14 protein-coding genes and 1 riboswitch are annotated in these 13,628 nt (G+C 69.3%); of the genes, 3 read left to right on the top strand and 11 right to left on the bottom strand.

What is annotated here, in order from left to right; all coding sequences use genetic code 11:
* Positions 1–9 precede the first annotated feature (9 nt).
* Positions 10–1,353, bottom strand: coding sequence for an NYN domain-containing protein (locus ACIRPU_RS32115; RefSeq protein ID WP_403873588.1), 1,344 nt, complete (start codon positions 1,351–1,353; stop codon positions 10–12).
* Positions 1,354–1,390: 37 nt separating this feature from the next.
* Positions 1,391–1,630, bottom strand: coding sequence for a hypothetical protein (locus ACIRPU_RS32110; RefSeq protein WP_020129990.1), 240 nt, complete (start codon positions 1,628–1,630; stop codon positions 1,391–1,393).
* A gap of 173 nt (positions 1,631–1,803) precedes the next feature.
* On the opposite strand from ACIRPU_RS32110, the gene ACIRPU_RS32105 reads away from it, so the two are divergent.
* Together ACIRPU_RS32105 and ACIRPU_RS32100 are read left to right on the top strand one after the other, a co-directional pair.
* Positions 1,804–2,589: a rhomboid family intramembrane serine protease gene (locus tag ACIRPU_RS32105; protein ID WP_384119076.1), complete on the top strand. Its 786-nt coding sequence runs from the start codon at positions 1,804–1,806 to the stop codon at positions 2,587–2,589.
* Complete coding sequence (locus ACIRPU_RS32100) at positions 2,586–2,867, top strand: Lrp/AsnC family transcriptional regulator (protein ID WP_020129992.1); 282 nt, start codon at positions 2,586–2,588, stop codon at positions 2,865–2,867. Before ACIRPU_RS32105 ends, ACIRPU_RS32100 begins: the two co-directional genes overlap by 4 nt.
* A gap of 32 nt (positions 2,868–2,899) precedes the next feature.
* Here ACIRPU_RS32100 and ACIRPU_RS32095 read toward each other — a convergent pair whose 3' ends face one another.
* From ACIRPU_RS32095 to ACIRPU_RS32070, 6 genes are all read right to left on the bottom strand, one after another.
* On the bottom strand, positions 2,900–4,261 hold the full coding sequence (locus ACIRPU_RS32095) for an aminotransferase class V-fold PLP-dependent enzyme (protein ID WP_403873583.1): 1,362 nt from the start codon (positions 4,259–4,261) through the stop codon (positions 2,900–2,902).
* 180 nt (positions 4,262–4,441) lie between these two features.
* Positions 4,442–4,558, bottom strand: a riboswitch (SAM riboswitch).
* A gap of 180 nt (positions 4,559–4,738) precedes the next feature.
* Complete coding sequence (gene trpD / locus ACIRPU_RS32090) at positions 4,739–5,803, bottom strand: anthranilate phosphoribosyltransferase (protein ID WP_355703239.1); 1,065 nt, start codon at positions 5,801–5,803, stop codon at positions 4,739–4,741.
* A gap of 145 nt (positions 5,804–5,948) precedes the next feature.
* Positions 5,949–7,586, bottom strand: coding sequence for a cytochrome bc complex cytochrome b subunit (locus ACIRPU_RS32085; RefSeq protein ID WP_403873580.1), 1,638 nt, complete (start codon positions 7,584–7,586; stop codon positions 5,949–5,951).
* Complete coding sequence (locus ACIRPU_RS32080) at positions 7,583–8,644, bottom strand: Rieske 2Fe-2S domain-containing protein (protein WP_355703237.1); 1,062 nt, start codon at positions 8,642–8,644, stop codon at positions 7,583–7,585. The genes ACIRPU_RS32085 and ACIRPU_RS32080 overlap by 4 nt, the downstream gene beginning before the upstream one ends.
* Entirely contained in the window at positions 8,641–9,453 is an 813-nt protein-coding gene (locus ACIRPU_RS32075; protein ID WP_355703236.1) for a c-type cytochrome, read from the bottom strand. The genes ACIRPU_RS32080 and ACIRPU_RS32075 overlap by 4 nt, the downstream gene beginning before the upstream one ends.
* A gap of 65 nt (positions 9,454–9,518) precedes the next feature.
* The gene (locus ACIRPU_RS32070; protein ID WP_020129998.1) at positions 9,519–10,139 is read right to left on the bottom strand and encodes a heme-copper oxidase subunit III; all 621 of its coding nucleotides are present in this window, start codon (positions 10,137–10,139) and stop codon (positions 9,519–9,521) included.
* 178 nt (positions 10,140–10,317) lie between these two features.
* Between ACIRPU_RS32070 and ACIRPU_RS32065 the strand changes: the two genes are divergently transcribed.
* The gene (locus tag ACIRPU_RS32065) at positions 10,318–10,722 is read left to right on the top strand and encodes a hypothetical protein (RefSeq protein WP_355703235.1); all 405 of its coding nucleotides are present in this window, start codon (positions 10,318–10,320) and stop codon (positions 10,720–10,722) included.
* 46 nt (positions 10,723–10,768) lie between these two features.
* On the opposite strand, the gene ACIRPU_RS32060 is transcribed toward ACIRPU_RS32065, so the two are convergent.
* The 3 genes from ACIRPU_RS32060 to ACIRPU_RS32050 form a co-directional block, all read right to left on the bottom strand.
* Positions 10,769–12,022 (bottom strand): Ig-like domain-containing protein, encoded by a 1,254-nt coding sequence (locus ACIRPU_RS32060; RefSeq protein WP_403873574.1) that lies wholly within the window; start codon positions 12,020–12,022, stop codon positions 10,769–10,771.
* Between the two features lie 131 nt (positions 12,023–12,153).
* On the bottom strand, positions 12,154–12,552 hold the full coding sequence (locus ACIRPU_RS32055; RefSeq protein WP_020130001.1) for a cytochrome c oxidase subunit 4: 399 nt from the start codon (positions 12,550–12,552) through the stop codon (positions 12,154–12,156).
* Positions 12,549–13,628 (bottom strand): cbb3-type cytochrome c oxidase subunit I (locus ACIRPU_RS32050; protein WP_403873569.1); only part of this gene is annotated, 1,080 nt, incomplete at its 5' end. The genes ACIRPU_RS32050 and ACIRPU_RS32055, both read right to left, overlap by 4 nt.

Below are 13,628 nucleotides of genomic sequence, written 5' to 3'. Positions count from 1 at the left end.
CTTCGACGTTTAGGACAGCCGCTTCAGAAGTACCGCGGAAGCCACGGGTCGGGCACCCGCCTTGGCGATCCCGTCGGCCACCTCACGGTCGGTCGAGGCGACGATGACCGGCCGGCCCGGTGGCTCGGCCCGCACCAGCTGACGGATCAGCTCGTCGGCCGTGACACCCGGCTTGGAGAACAGCACCCGCACCCCGCGCGGCGGCGCGAGCAGCACCGGAGCGGCCAGTTCGGCCCCGTCGAAGACACAGGTGACCTCGGCGCCGGTCTGCGCGGCGAGCTGCGAGAGCTGCCCGAGGAGCCTGAGCCGCTGCTTCTCGAGCGGCATCTGCGGATAGCCGGTCTTGGTGACGTTGTAGCCGTCGACCACGAGATGGGCCTGGGGCAGTGCGAGCAGCTGGTCGAGAATGGCCGGATCGTTCTCCGACAGGGCGCGCGTGGCGATGTCCTTCGGCGTCATCCGTCCCGGTTCGACCGCGTCGACGGTCGCCGCCGGACGCACCGACACCGGCGGCAACGCCAGCTCCCGCCGCAGCCCTTGGGCCGCGTCGAGCACCGTGTCCAGCAGCAGCCGCACCCGCATGTCCTCGACGCTGCGGCCCTCGCGCGCCGCCCGCCGGGTGGCCTCCAGCGCCGCCTCCACCTCGCCGAGCCGGGCCTTCAGACGCCGGGACTCGCTCTCCGCGGCGGACACCTGGCTCTGCCCCTCGGCGCGCACGGTCTCCAGCTCGCCGCGCACCTTGCGCAGCGCGGCCTCGCCCCGCTTGACGTCACTGAGGGCCGAACGCAGCTTGCGGTGGAGCGACTCGGCTTCCTTCTTCGCCGCGTCCAGTTCGGTGCGCAGCTCCTCGGCGCCCGCCCGGGTCTGCTCACGGGCCCGGTCGAGCTCCTCGCGCAGCCGCTCCAGTTCGGCCCGGCTCTCCTCGCCGGCGCGCTCGGCGTCCGCCCGCTGGGCCTCCTCGCCGGCCGCGGTGACCAGCTTCACCCAGCCGGCGGGCCGCAGCACATAGGCCGCGGCCGCAACTTCGTGCGGGTCCGCGGCCGGGGTCGGCGAGCCGGAGTCGAGGGCGCCGGCCAGTTCCGGCTGGGCCTCTCTGAACTTCTCGGCGATGCGCTGCCGGAAGAGCGGATCCGTCTCCAGCGCGGCCGCCATCGCGTTGCCCGCGAACTTCGCCCGCCGGTTCGGCGCGAACCGGGCGTACTGCCGCAACTGGACCGGCAGTTCGCCGACGGTCAGCCCGCCGAAGCCGTCGGAGACGATCTGTACGACCCTGCGCCGCACGCCGTCCGGCAGCGGACGGTCGAGCATCTCGGCGGCGCCGTCGCCCGGCCCCCCGCCTGCGCTCTCCACCATCCGTCACACCCCAATACCTGTGCGGGCCCGCCTCCCGTCAGGAGCCGGCGCCCGGCCGATCCACGAGTTCCACCTGGTCCACCGCGTTGCACCAGCGGCACCGCACCGACTCGATGGTCTCACTGACCACCTCGCGCTCCTCGACCTTCGGCTCACCGGCGAGGTCGAGGTGCACGTACTCGACGACCTTCGACGAGCGCGTCACGTCGAAGCGCGTGAGGTTGCCGCAGAGCGTGCAGCGCCACCGCGTCGCGGCGGTCGGCAGGGGAACCGTCATCGTGGCTGTCCGCTTCCTTCTAGTGTCGTGCTTCCAGTCGCCGGGGTCGGGCCGGAGGCTCCCCCGCGCGTGTGGCTCGTAACCCTACGGCCTGGCGGGTACTCGCCGCCCACCCGTCCGCGGCGGCGAGGCGGGCCGGGCGAGTGCGTCCGGTTACGTCATGCTTTGTTCTCGTGATCGGCAACTGGAACGGGACGGCCGGCAGGGCGGTCCGCAACCGCCCGGCGCCGGTGACCTACGCACTGATCGCCCTGTGCTGCCTGATCTTCCTGATCGGGCCCGCCTCGGGCTTCAATCCGGCGTACGGCTCCGGCGACGAGCTGCTGGCCGCGCAGCGCGCCTACTTCCGGCGCTGGGGCGTGGTGCCCGGCGAGCTCTTCGAGGGCGCGCCACGGGCCGCCCTGACCCCGGCCACGGCCCTCTTCGTCCACGGCAGCTGGGTGCACCTGCTGGGCAACATGCTCTTCCTCTACGTCTTCGGGACGATGACCGAGGACCGGATGGGCCGGGTCGAGTTCACGCTCTTCTACCTCGGCTGCGGCTACCTGGCCCTGATGGGCTACGCCGCCGCCAACGCCGAGTCGTCGCAGTCCCTGGTCGGCGCCTCCGGGGCGATCTCCGCGGTCCTCGGCGCGTTTCTGTACCTGTTCCCCCGAGCGCGGGTGACCAGCCTCCTGCCGTTCCTGTTCTTTCTGCCGCTGCGCTTCCCCGCGTGGGTCGTGCTGCCCTTCTGGGCGGCCCTGCAGTGGGTGGCGGCGGGGCAGGCCGCCCAGGGGCCGGGGGTGGCCTATCTGGCGCACCTGGTGGGCTTCGGCCTGGGGCTCCTCTACGCGTGGGCCCGTTTCGGAATCGGGCGAGGCCCGAAGGGCGGCCCCGGAAGGGCGGCGGCGGGATTCGGGCGGGCGGCTAGAGTGAAGCCCGCCCCAGCTCCGGCTCCCGAGGGAGAGAACCAGCCGTGATCACCGCGATCGTCCTCATCAAGACCAGCGTGGACCGGATTCCCGAGATCGCGGAACGGATCGCTTCGCTGGACTCCGTCAGCGAGGTCTTCTCCGTCACCGGGACGTACGACCTGATCGCCATGGTGCGGGTCAAGGAGCACGAGGACCTGGCGGAGGTCATCCCGGGCAGCATCAGCAAGATCCCCGGGGTGGAGGGCACGGACACGCACGTCGCCTTCCGCACCTACTCGCAGCACGACCTGGAGGCGGCGTTCGCGATCGGGCTGGACTCCTGACCCGCTGAACACCGCCTCCGGCGGACCGTCGCTCACACGGCGGGCACGCAGCGGCCGCCCTCCGTCCGGTACTGCCACTGCGCGCCCTCGCTGACCAGCTCGCGCACCGCGTTCACGAAGCGCTCCACGTGCTCGTCCGGGGTTCCCGCGCCGAAGCTCACCCGGATCGCGTTGAGGGACTTCTCGCCGGGAGCCGCCTCGGGCGCGCCGCACTCGCCCTGGGTCTGGGGGTCACTGCCCAGCAGGGTGCGGACCAGGGGGTGGGCGCAGAAAAGGCCGTCGCGGACGCCGATGCCGTACTCGGCGGAGAGGGCGGCGGCGAAGTGGGAGCTGTTCCAGCCCTCGACGACGAAGGAGATCACGCCGACCCGCGGGGCGTCGTCGCCGAACAGGGAGAGCACCCTCACCTGCGGGACCTCGGCCAGACCGGCCCGCACCTTCGCGATCAGGTACTCCTCCCGGGCGACCAGGCTGTCGAAGCCCGCCTCGGTGAGGGCCTTGCACGCCGAGGCGATGGAGTAGGCGCCGATCACGTTCGGGGAGCCGGCCTCGTGGCGGGCCGCGCTCTCGTGCCACTCCACGTCCACTCCCCCGTCCTCGCGCCGCGTGACCTTGCGGCTGGCGCCGCCGCCCGCGAGGTACGGGTCGGCCGCCACCAGCCAGTCGGCGCGACCGGCCAGCACACCGGAGCCGAAGGGCGCGTACAGCTTGTGCCCGGAGAAGGCCACCCAGTCGACGTCGAGCTCCCGCACGGAGACCGGGTGGTGCGGGGCCAGCTGGGCCGCGTCCAGGACGATCCGGGCGCCGTGCTCGTGCGCGGCGGTCGCCAGCTCGCGTACCGGCCACAGCTCGCCGGTGACGTTCGAGGCGCCGGTGACGCAGACCAGGGCCGGGCCGTGGGGGTCACGCTCGGCGAGGGCCCGCTCCAGCGTCTCGACGGCCTGGCGCGGAGTGCGCGGGGCGTTGAGGTAGGTGACCCGGGCGTCCTTCCAGGGCAGCAGCGAGGCATGGTGCTCGGTCTCGAAGACGAAGACCTGGCAGTCGGCGGGGAGGGCCCGGGCCAGCAGGTTCAGGGAGTCCGTCGTCGAGCGGGTGAAGACGAGCTGGTCGTCGGGACGGCAGTCCAGGAACTCGGTCACCGTCCTGCGGGCGTTCTCGAAGAGGTCCGTGGACAGCTGCGAGAGGTAGCCGGCGCCGCGGTGGACGCTGCCGTAGTACGGGGCGTAGGCCGCCACGTCGTCCCAGACGCGCTGGAGGGCGGGGGCGCTGGCCGCGTAGTCGAGCGCCGCGTAGGTGACCTCGCCGCCCGTCACGAGCGGGACCGTGATATCCCGTCCCAGAACGGGCAGCTGCGCACAAACGGTACGGGCGGCGGCAGCGGTGGAGACAGACATGGCGAACTCCCGTGAGAGGCAAGGGGGAACCACCGTGCGAGCGGACATGGCTCGAGCACGGAGGAAGGTGAAAGGGGTATGCGGAGGCGGGGCTCTACGCCCTATCGCATTCGCTTGCTCACGGAAGACTCCCTCGAACGACCAGGACCCCTGGCGGTGCTCACTCAGAAGAGTGCGAGGGGTCCGCGCTTGCCGTAGACCTCGCTGCCTACGGCCTGGTCTTCACCCGGGGCACCCCGCCACGGACGGAGGGTTGCCGGACAGTCGGCCGGGGCCTCATGACTGTCACTCATGACCTGATACAGGAACGTACGTGAGGTGATCGCCGCCCCGCAACCCGTGTCCGGATCGCGGGACGGCCCGGGGCGGAGCCCCGAAGGGGCGCGGGGCTCATGTGCGGCTCCGCCGCGTGGGCGCGAGCGGCCACGACGGCGCCGCGGACGACCGAGGGCCCTCGCGGCACCGCCGGCGGAGCGCCTAGGCGTTGCTGGCGGCCACCCAGCGCTCCAGGGCCCGCTTGGCCGCGCCCGAGTCGATCGACTCCGCCGCCCTGTCCATCCCGGCCCGCAGCTGCTCCGCGAGGGTCCCGGCGCCCGGCTCGAGCGCCACGAGCGCAGCCGCCGAGTTCAGCAGCACGGCTTCCCGCACGGGGCCCGTCTCGCCCTCCAGGAGGCGGCGGGCGACCTCCGCGTTGTACGACGGGTCCCCTCCCCGCAGGGCCTCGACCGGGACCAGCTCCAGCCCGACGTCACGCGGGTCGAACGTCTCCTCGGCGACCTTGCCGTCGCGGACCACCCACACATGGGAGGTGGCCGTCGTGGTCAGCTCGTCGAGGCCGTCGTCCCCCCGGAAGACCAGGGACGAGTTGCCGCGCTCGGCGAAGACGCCCGCGACCACCGGCGCCATGCGCGGGTCGGCGACCCCGACCGCCTGCGCCCGCACCCTGGCCGGGTTGGTCAGCGGGCCGAGCACGTTGAACACCGTGCGGATGCCCAACTGGCCGCGCGCCGCGCCCACATGACGCAGCGCCGGGTGGAACTTGATCGCGAAGCAGAAGGTGATCCCGGCCTCCTGGGCCACCTCCGCCACCCGCCGCGGGGTCAGTTCCAGGTTGACGCCGAGCTTCTCCAGGACGTCCGAGGCGCCGGACGCGGAGGACGCGGCCCGGTTGCCGTGCTTGACGACCGTGGCACCCGAACCGGCCACGACGATCGCCGACATCGTGGAGATGTTGACCGTCTTCGCGCCGTCGCCGCCCGTGCCGACGATGTCGACGGTCGGGCCGGGCACCTCGATCAGGTTGGCGTGCTCGTACATCGCCCGGACGAGCCCGTTGATCTCCGCGACGGTCTCGCCCTTGGCCCGCAGCGCCACCACGAACCCGGCGATCTGCGCGTCGGTCGCCTCGCCGCGCATGATCCGGTCCAGCGCCCAGAACGTGGCGTCGGCGTCCTGGTCACGGCCGTACAGCAGACCGTTCAGCACCTCGGGCCAGGAACGGCCCGCCGCGGTGTCGCCTCCAGCGGGGGTCACAGCGCTCATAGCCGCTCCTGCGTGTGTCGTCGTATGCCGTGGTGCGCCTCGTCACAAGGTGCCACCCCACCCTATCCAGCCCGTGGGCACGGCAAAGGGCCCCGTCCGAAGACCGGACGGGGCCCATTCCTGCGGCGTGGCGACGCCTCAGCGATCAGTGGTGGCCGTGGCCGCTCGTGATCTCCTTGTATTCCTCCACGGTGGGCTTCGGAATCTGCTGATCCTCGCCGAAGTACGCTCCGCTGATCTTGGCGCGGAGCTTCTCCTTGCTCTTCACCTTGCGCTCGACACCGTTCTCGTCGACGGCGGCGCCGATCGCGGCCGGCTCGTACTGCTCGTGCGACGTGAGGGTGTGCAGCTGCTCCTGGCTGAGCGGCTCGTGGATCTCGATGAACTCACCGTGCGGCAGGCGCTTGATGGTGCCGGTCTCCCGACCGTGCAGCACCTTGTCCCGGTCCCGGCGCTGGAGGCCGAGGCAGATCCGCTTGGTGAAGACGTACGCGATGACCGGTCCGACGAAGAAGAAGATCCGGACGAACCAGGTGATCGAGTTGATCGACAGGTGGAGGTGCGTGGCCCACAGGTCGTTGCCACCGCCGACCAGCGTGATCATGTACATCGTGACCCAGGCGACGCCCAGGGCCGTACGCGTCGGCGCGTTGCGCGGGCGGTCCAGGATGTGGTGCTCGCGCTTGTCGCCGGTGACCCAGGCCTCGATGAAGGGGTACAGCGCCAGCGCCGCGAGGACGACACCGAAGAGGACCAGCGGGATGAACACGCCCAGGACGAGCGTGTGACCCCAGAGGTTGATCTCCCAGCCCGGCATGAAGCGGATCAGGCCCTCGGCGAAGCCCATGTACCAGTCGGGCTGGGCGCCCGTGGACACCTGGTCCGGACGGTAGGGGCCCATGGCCCAGATCGGGTTGATCTGCGCGATGCCGGCGATGACCGCGATCACACCGAAGACCAGGAAGAAGAAGCCTCCGGCCTTGGCCATGTACACCGGCAGCAGCGGCATGCCGACGACGTTCTTGTTGCTCTTTCCGGGGCCCGCGAACTGCGTGTGCTTGTGGTAGAAGACCAGGATCAGGTGGCCGACCACCAGGCCGAGCATGATGCCCGGCAGCAGCAGGATGTGGATCGAGTAGAACCGCGCCACGAAGTCGTGACCCGGGAACTCCCCGCCGAACAGGAACATCGAGATGTACGTGCCGACGATCGGCATCGACAGGATCGCGCCCTGGGTGAAGCGGACACCGGTGCCGGACAGCAGGTCGTCCGGGAGCGAGTAACCGGTGAAACCGGTGAACATGCCCAGGACGAACAGCAGGAAGCCGAACAGCCAGTTGACCTCACGCGGCTTGCGGAACGCGCCCGTGAAGAACACCCGCATCATGTGCACGAACATGCCGGCGAGGAAGATCAGCGCCGCCCAGTGGTGGATCTGCCGGATGAGCAGACCGCCGCGCACGTCGAAGGAGATGTGCAGGGTCGAGCTGAACGCCTCGGACATCAGCTGTCCCTGGAGCGGGACGTAGCTGCCGTGGTACTCCACCTCGGTCATCGACGGGTGGAAGAACAGCGTCAGGTACACACCCGTGAGGATGATGATGATGAAGCTGTAGAGGCAGATCTCACCCAGCATGAACGACCAGTGGTCGGGGAAGATCTTGCGCATGTTGGCCTTGGCGAGGGAGTAGATCCCCAGCCGGCCGTCGGCCCAGTCGGCGATCCGCTCGCCGGCCGGAGCCTTCCCGCGCTCGCGGGCGTCTGTGGTCTCGTTCGTGCTCATCCGCGCTCCCAGAAAGCAGGACCGACGGGCTCTTCGAAGTCGCCGAGCGCCTCGAGATAGCCCTCGTCGTTCACACCGATGCGCAGCTGCGGCAGGGCGTGGCCGGCGGGACCGAAGATCACTCGGGCTCCGTCGGAGAGGTCGAAGGTGGACTGGTGGCAGGGGCACAGCACATGGTGCGTCTGCTGCTCGTACAGCGAGATCGGGCAACCGACGTGGGTGCAGATCTTCGAGTACGCCACGATGCCCTGGTAGGACCAGTCGAGTTCCTGCTTGTCCTTGATGTTGTCCGGCTGGAGCCGGACGATCATCAGGGCCGCCTTGGCGATCTCGTTCTGGAACTCCTCGTCGTGCTCCTCCAGGCCCTCGGGCTTGGCGAAGGTGAGCGAGCCGACGGCGACGTCCGAGGGACGCAGCGGCTCGTTCGTGTTCATGTTGACGAGCAGCTTGCCCTTGGCCCACAGCGTGTGACGCAGCTTGTCCTCGGGCAGCGGGCCGAGGTCGCGCAGCAGCACGACACCGGACAGCGGCACCAGGGCGAGCGCGCCGAACATCGTGTTGCGGATCAGCTTGCGACGGCCGAGCGCGGACTCCTGGGCGCCCTGCTTGAAGTCCGCGTGGACCTTCGCACGCACCTCGGGGGGCGCGGCGATCGCGTGCCGCTCGTCGGCGACCTCCACGTCGGACATCAGGGTGCGGGCCCAGTGGACCGCGCCGGCGCCGATGGTGAACAGCGCCGTGCCCAGCGTCAGACCCAGCGCGAAGTTCAGCGCGCTGAGGTGGCCGATCGGGAACACGAAGATCGACTTGTCGGCGGGGATCGCCACGTACGCGGCGATGAAGCCGACCGTGGCGAGCATCGACAGCGTGAACAGGAAGGCGACCGCACGCTCGGACCGCTGGGCGGCCCGCTCGTCGATGTCCTGGATGCGGTGCTCGTGGGGCGGCAGCCCCGGGTCCGCGAACGGGTTCTGCTCGTCCGCGACGCCTACGGCGCTGCCGTGTGCGTGGCCCTGCTCAGCGGGCAGGTTCTCTTCTGGAGTGTCTTGGCTACTCATGACTTCTTGGCCTTTGCGGTCCGAGCGGCGACCCAGACGGCGACCGCGATCAGGGCACCGAGACCGAAGATCCAGGCGAAAAGTCCCTCACTGACCGGCCCGAGGCCGCCCAGTTCCAGACCACCGGGGTTGTTCGTATCGTCGCTGTTGACCGCGTGCAGGTACGCGATGATGTCCTTCTTGTTCTGCTCCGACAGGGTGGTGTCGGGGAAGGAAGGCATGTTCTGCGGGCCGGTCTGCATGGCCTCGTAGATGTGCTTCGGGTCCACGTCCTCGAGGGTCGGAGCGAACTTGCCCTTGGTGAGGGCGCCGCCCTTGCCGGTGAAGTTGTGGCACTGCGCGCAGTTGGTGCGGAACAGCTCGCCACCCTTGGCGATGTCCGCGCCTTCCGGGCCGTACTCGGCGTCGGTCGGGACGGAGGGGCCGGCGCCCAGGGAGGAGATGAACGCGGCGAGCTGGTCGATCTCGGCCTGCGTGTAGATGACCTTCTTCTTCGGCACCTGAGCGCCCTGGGAGGTCGCCGCGGGCATACGCCCGGTGCCGACCTGGAAGTCGACGGCCGCGGCGCCCACGCCGACCAGGCTCGGGCCGTCGGAGGTCCCCTGACCGCCGGTGCCGTGGCAGCTGGCGCAGCCAACGGCGTAGAGCTTCTTGCCCTCGTCGATGGCGAGGGACTGGGCGGTGTCGTCTGCCTGCGCCTTGCTCGCGGGCGCGAACGCGGCGTACAGCCCCCCGGTAGCCGCCAGCGCGAGGAGTAGGACGACGAGCGCCGCCAGCGGATGGCGTCGTCGTGCGGAGAGCTTTTTCACGGATTACCCCGGTGTCAGGATCTTCTGCGTCGATGCTTGGGATGTGCGGGAGCGAGCGTGCCCGGCTACTTGATCATGTAGATCGTGGCGAAGAGGCCGATCCAGACGACATCGACGAAGTGCCAGTAGTAGGAAACGACGATGGCCGCGGTCGCCTGCTCATGCGTGAACCTCTTGGCCGCGTAGGTGCGCCCGAGGACGAACAGGAAGGCGATGAGGCCGCCCGTCACGTGCATGCCGTGGAAGCCGGTGGTCAGGTAGAACACCGAGCCGTACGGATCGGAGGAGAGCGAGAGCCCGTCCTTCTTCACCAGCTCCGTGTACTCGAAGATCTGACCGCCGATGAAGATCGCACCCATGATGAAGGTGACGATGAACCACATCCTGAGCTTCTTCACGTCACCGCGCTCGGCGGCGAAGACGCCGAGCTGGCAGGTGAGGGAGGAGAGCACCAGGATCGTGGTGTTGGTGGCCGAGAACGGGAAGTTCAGGGCCTCGGCCATTTCCTTCCAGTGATCAGGACCCGTCACCGATCGCAGGGTGAAGTACATCGCGAAGAGGGCCGCGAAGAACATCAGCTCGGAGCTCAGCCAGATGATCGTTCCGACGCTGGTGAGGTTCGGCCGATTGACCGACGGGTGCGCGTGCCCGGTTTCTACTGTCGTTGCTGTCGCCACGACCGACATTATGTCGGTCCCTTATCCCGCCCTCACTCCGGGGGGTGCCGTTCGGAGTGTTCGCACCGTGTGTACTGCCCGTATGGCCCATCGAAGTGGTGTTCCAACCGGTGTTGACGACGTGTCCGAGGGAGTAGCATCCGCGACATCGGTTCTGTCCGTACGACGCTGATGTCACGGAGGAAGCATGCAGGCGACCGCCACGGTGCTGGTCTACAGCGACGACTCCAACCACCGCGAGCAGGTCCGGCTCGCGACCGGGCGCAGGCCCGCGCCGGACGTCCCCGTGGTGGAGTTCGTGGAGTGCGCGACGCCTGCGGCGGTGCTGCGGGAGCTGGACAGGGGCGGCATCGACGTCGTCGTCCTGGACGGCGAGGCCGCGCCCATGGGTGGCATGGGGCTGTGCCGGCAGATCAAGGACGAGGTGTTCCGGTGTCCGCCCGTGCTCCTGCTCATCGGGCGGCCCCAGGACGCCTGGCTCGCCACCTGGAGCCGCGCTGACGCGGCTGTGACGCTGCCTGTGGAGCCCGTGGAGTTCGCCGGGGCCCTGGCGTCCCTGCTGCGGCGCAAGAGCCTTCAGCAGAGCGCCTAGCGGGGGCGGAGGGGCGCGTGGGGTTCCCCCGCGCCCCCGGTAGTGGCTAGACCGCCGCGGGCCGCAGTCTGGACGTGTCCTGGGTCGCCTTCTGCTTGCCGCCGGTCAGCGCGCTGCCCTTGGTCCACTTCTTCCAGTCCAGGTTCCAGTCGCCGAAGCCGTTGCCGAAGGTCTCCATCGTGTCGCCGTAGCTGTTGACGACCTGGACGACGTCGCCCTGGCGGATGTTGTCGAAGAACCACTCGGCGTTGGACGTGCTCATGCCGGTGCAGCCGTGGCTGACGTTCGCGTACCCCTGGGAGCCCACGGACCAGGGGGCCGCGTGGACGTACTCGCCGCTCCAGGTGACGCGGGTGGCGTAGTACACGGGCAGGTCGTAGGACTCCGAGGAGCCTTCCGCGATGCCGACGCTGGTGCCGCGCATCCGTACGAAGTACTCCTTGCCCAGGACGACCTTGACGCCGTTGCGGGTCTCGAAGCCGGGCTTGCCGGTCGTGACGGGGATCTGGTTGATCTCCTCGTTGTTCTTGAAGACCGTCATGGAGTGCGACGACGCGTCCGTGACGGCGATCACCCGGTCGCCGATCGTGAGCTTGAGCTCCTTCGTGGGGCCGCCCCACAGCCGGTCGCTGATCTTGATGCCGTCCAGGTTGCTGTGCACCCGGAGCGTGGCGTGGGCGGGCCAGTACTCCTGGGGCCGGTAGTGGAGTTCCTTGTCGTCCACCCAGTGCCAGCCGCCCAGCACGGACGGTGTGGAGTCGACCTTGAGGGCGCGTTCGACGACGGCCCGCTGGGCGGGGTCCTTGATGGGCTGGTCCAGCTTGGCGGTGACGGGCTGGCCTACGCCGTACTCGCCCTTGTCGGGGCCGAACTCGACCCCCAGGCGCTTCTTCGAGGTGGGCTTGCCGGTGTCGAAGGTGAGCACCCGGCGGCCGGGGGCGCCGTCGTCGTCCTCGGTGCTCACGCGGACCGTGTAGTGGGCGTTCGCGGCCAGCGGCTCGGTGCTGTGCCAGCGGCTGCCGTCGGCGGCGAGATCGCCCGCCACGTAACGGCCCGTGCCGTCCACGGCGGTGACGTCCGTGATGCGGTCGTCGTCCTCCGCGGTGACCTCCAGGGGCTTGTCCGGGTCGGCCTTCTTCCCGTCGCCACCGAGGTTGTGGAAGGAGATCTGGTCCGTCGCGTCGTAGGGGCGCGCGGAGAGCGGGTTGCCGTCCGAGCCGCAGGCGCTTGCGACCGCGCCCAGGGCGATCACCAGCAGGGTGCAGCCGACGACGGTGCGAGGGCGGGGTTCGTGGCTCATGGCTTCACGCTAGGGAGCCGCGTCAACCGCGGCGCGCTGAGTGACACGGACGGAGGAGCATCGTTGCGGCAAAAGCGTGAGCCCGGACCCTCCTGACGGAGTGTCCGGGCTCAGCCTGCGTCCGGCGCGTGCTACTGGGTGCGGCTCTCACCGCGGTAGTACTCGAAGACCCAGCCCCACAGACCGATGAGGATCAGCGGCAGGGAGAAGTACAGCAGCCACCAGCCGACAGCGACCCCCAGGAAGGCCAGGGCGCCGCCGATGCCCAGCGACAGCGGCTGCCAGCTGTGCGGGCTGAAGAAGCCCAGCTCGCCGGCGTCGTCCGCGACGTCCGCCTCCTTGTTGTCCTGCGCGCCCGCGTCGACCCGCCGGGCGGTGAAGCCCAGGTAGAAGCCGATCATGATGCACAGGCCGAAGGCCAGGAAGAGGGCCGTGGTACCGGCCGGCTCCTTCGACCACACGCCATAGACGATCGCCATGACGAGGACGAAGACGCTCAGCCAGACGAACATCTTGCCCTGGATCTTCACTTGCCGGCCTCCTTGCTGCCCGAGATGGCACTGGCACCGTGGCCGGCGTGCTCCAGCTGCTCGAGCGCGGCGATCTCGGGGTGGTGCAGGTCGAACGCCGGGGATTCACTGCGGATCCGCGGCAGGGTGAGGAAGTTGTGGCGCGGCGGCGGGCAGGAGGTCGCCCACTCCAGGGAGCGGCCGTAGCCCCACGGGTCGTCGACGCCGACCGGCTTGCCGTACTTGGCGGTCTTCCACACGTTGTAGAGGAACGGCAGGACGGACAGACCGAGGACGAACGAGCTGATCGTCGAGATCGTGTTCAGGGCGGTGAAGCCGTCGGCGTTCAGATAGTCCGCGTACCGACGCGGCATGCCCTCGGCGCCCAGCCAGTGCTGGACCAGGAAGGTGCCGTGGAAGCCGACGAACAGCGTCCAGAAGGTGATCTTGCCGAGGCGCTCGTCGAGCATCTTGCCGGTGAACTTCGGCCACCAGAAGTGGAAGCCGGAGAACATCGCGAAGACGACGGTGCCGAAGACGACGTAGTGGAAGTGCGCCACCACGAAGTACGAGTCGGACACGTGGAAGTCCATCGGCGGCGAGGCCAGGATGACGCCGGTCAGACCACCGAAGGTGAAGGTGATGAGGAAGCCCGTCGCCCACAGCATCGGTGTCTCGAAGGACAGTGAGCCCTTCCACATCGTGCCGATCCAGTTGAAGAACTTCACGCCCGTCGGCACGGCGATGAGGAACGTCATGAAGGAGAAGAACGGCAGCAGTACGCCACCCGTGACGTACATGTGGTGAGCCCACACCGTCACGGAGAGACCGGCGATCGAGATGGTGGCCGCGATCAGGCCCATGTAGCCGAACATCGGCTTACGGGAGAACACCGGGATCACTTCGGAGATGATCCCGAAGAACGGCAAGGCGATGATGTACACCTCTGGATGGCCGAAGAACCAGAAGAGGTGTTGCCACAGCAACGCGCCGCCGTTGGCCGCGTCGAAGACATGGGCGCCGAACTTGCGGTCCGCCTCCAGGGCGAACAGCGCGGCCGCGAGGACCGGGAAGGCCAGCAGGACCAGGACACCGGT

Origin of the sequence: Streptomyces sp. NPDC102259 (genome assembly GCF_044766465.1) — a bacterium.
Lineage (GTDB): Bacteria > Actinomycetota > Actinomycetes > Streptomycetales > Streptomycetaceae > Streptomyces.
The sequence above is the reverse complement of the archived record's forward strand: the minus strand, read 5'-3'. Positions and strand labels throughout refer to the sequence as shown.

What these genes read in the sequence shown, in the direction of transcription:
- ACIRPU_RS32110 (WP_020129990.1), bottom strand. Translation starts at nt 1,630, where the DNA reads ATGACGGTTCCCCTGCCGACCGCCGCGACGCGGTGGCGCTGCACGCTC.
- ACIRPU_RS32065 (WP_355703235.1), top strand. Translation starts at nt 10,318, where the DNA reads ATGCAGGCGACCGCCACGGTGCTGGTCTACAGCGACGACTCCAACCAC.
- ACIRPU_RS32095 (WP_403873583.1), bottom strand. Translation starts at nt 4,261, where the DNA reads ATGTCTGTCTCCACCGCTGCCGCCGCCCGTACCGTTTGTGCGCAGCTG.
- ACIRPU_RS32080 (WP_355703237.1), bottom strand. Translation starts at nt 8,644, where the DNA reads ATGAGTAGCCAAGACACTCCAGAAGAGAACCTGCCCGCTGAGCAGGGC.
- ACIRPU_RS32070 (WP_020129998.1), bottom strand. Translation starts at nt 10,139, where the DNA reads ATGTCGGTCGTGGCGACAGCAACGACAGTAGAAACCGGGCACGCGCAC.
- ACIRPU_RS32060 (WP_403873574.1), bottom strand. Translation starts at nt 12,022, where the DNA reads ATGAGCCACGAACCCCGCCCTCGCACCGTCGTCGGCTGCACCCTGCTG.
- trpD (WP_355703239.1), bottom strand. Translation starts at nt 5,803, where the DNA reads ATGAGCGCTGTGACCCCCGCTGGAGGCGACACCGCGGCGGGCCGTTCC.
- ACIRPU_RS32115 (WP_403873588.1), bottom strand. Translation starts at nt 1,353, where the DNA reads ATGGTGGAGAGCGCAGGCGGGGGGCCGGGCGACGGCGCCGCCGAGATG.
- ACIRPU_RS32085 (WP_403873580.1), bottom strand. Translation starts at nt 7,586, where the DNA reads ATGAGCACGAACGAGACCACAGACGCCCGCGAGCGCGGGAAGGCTCCG.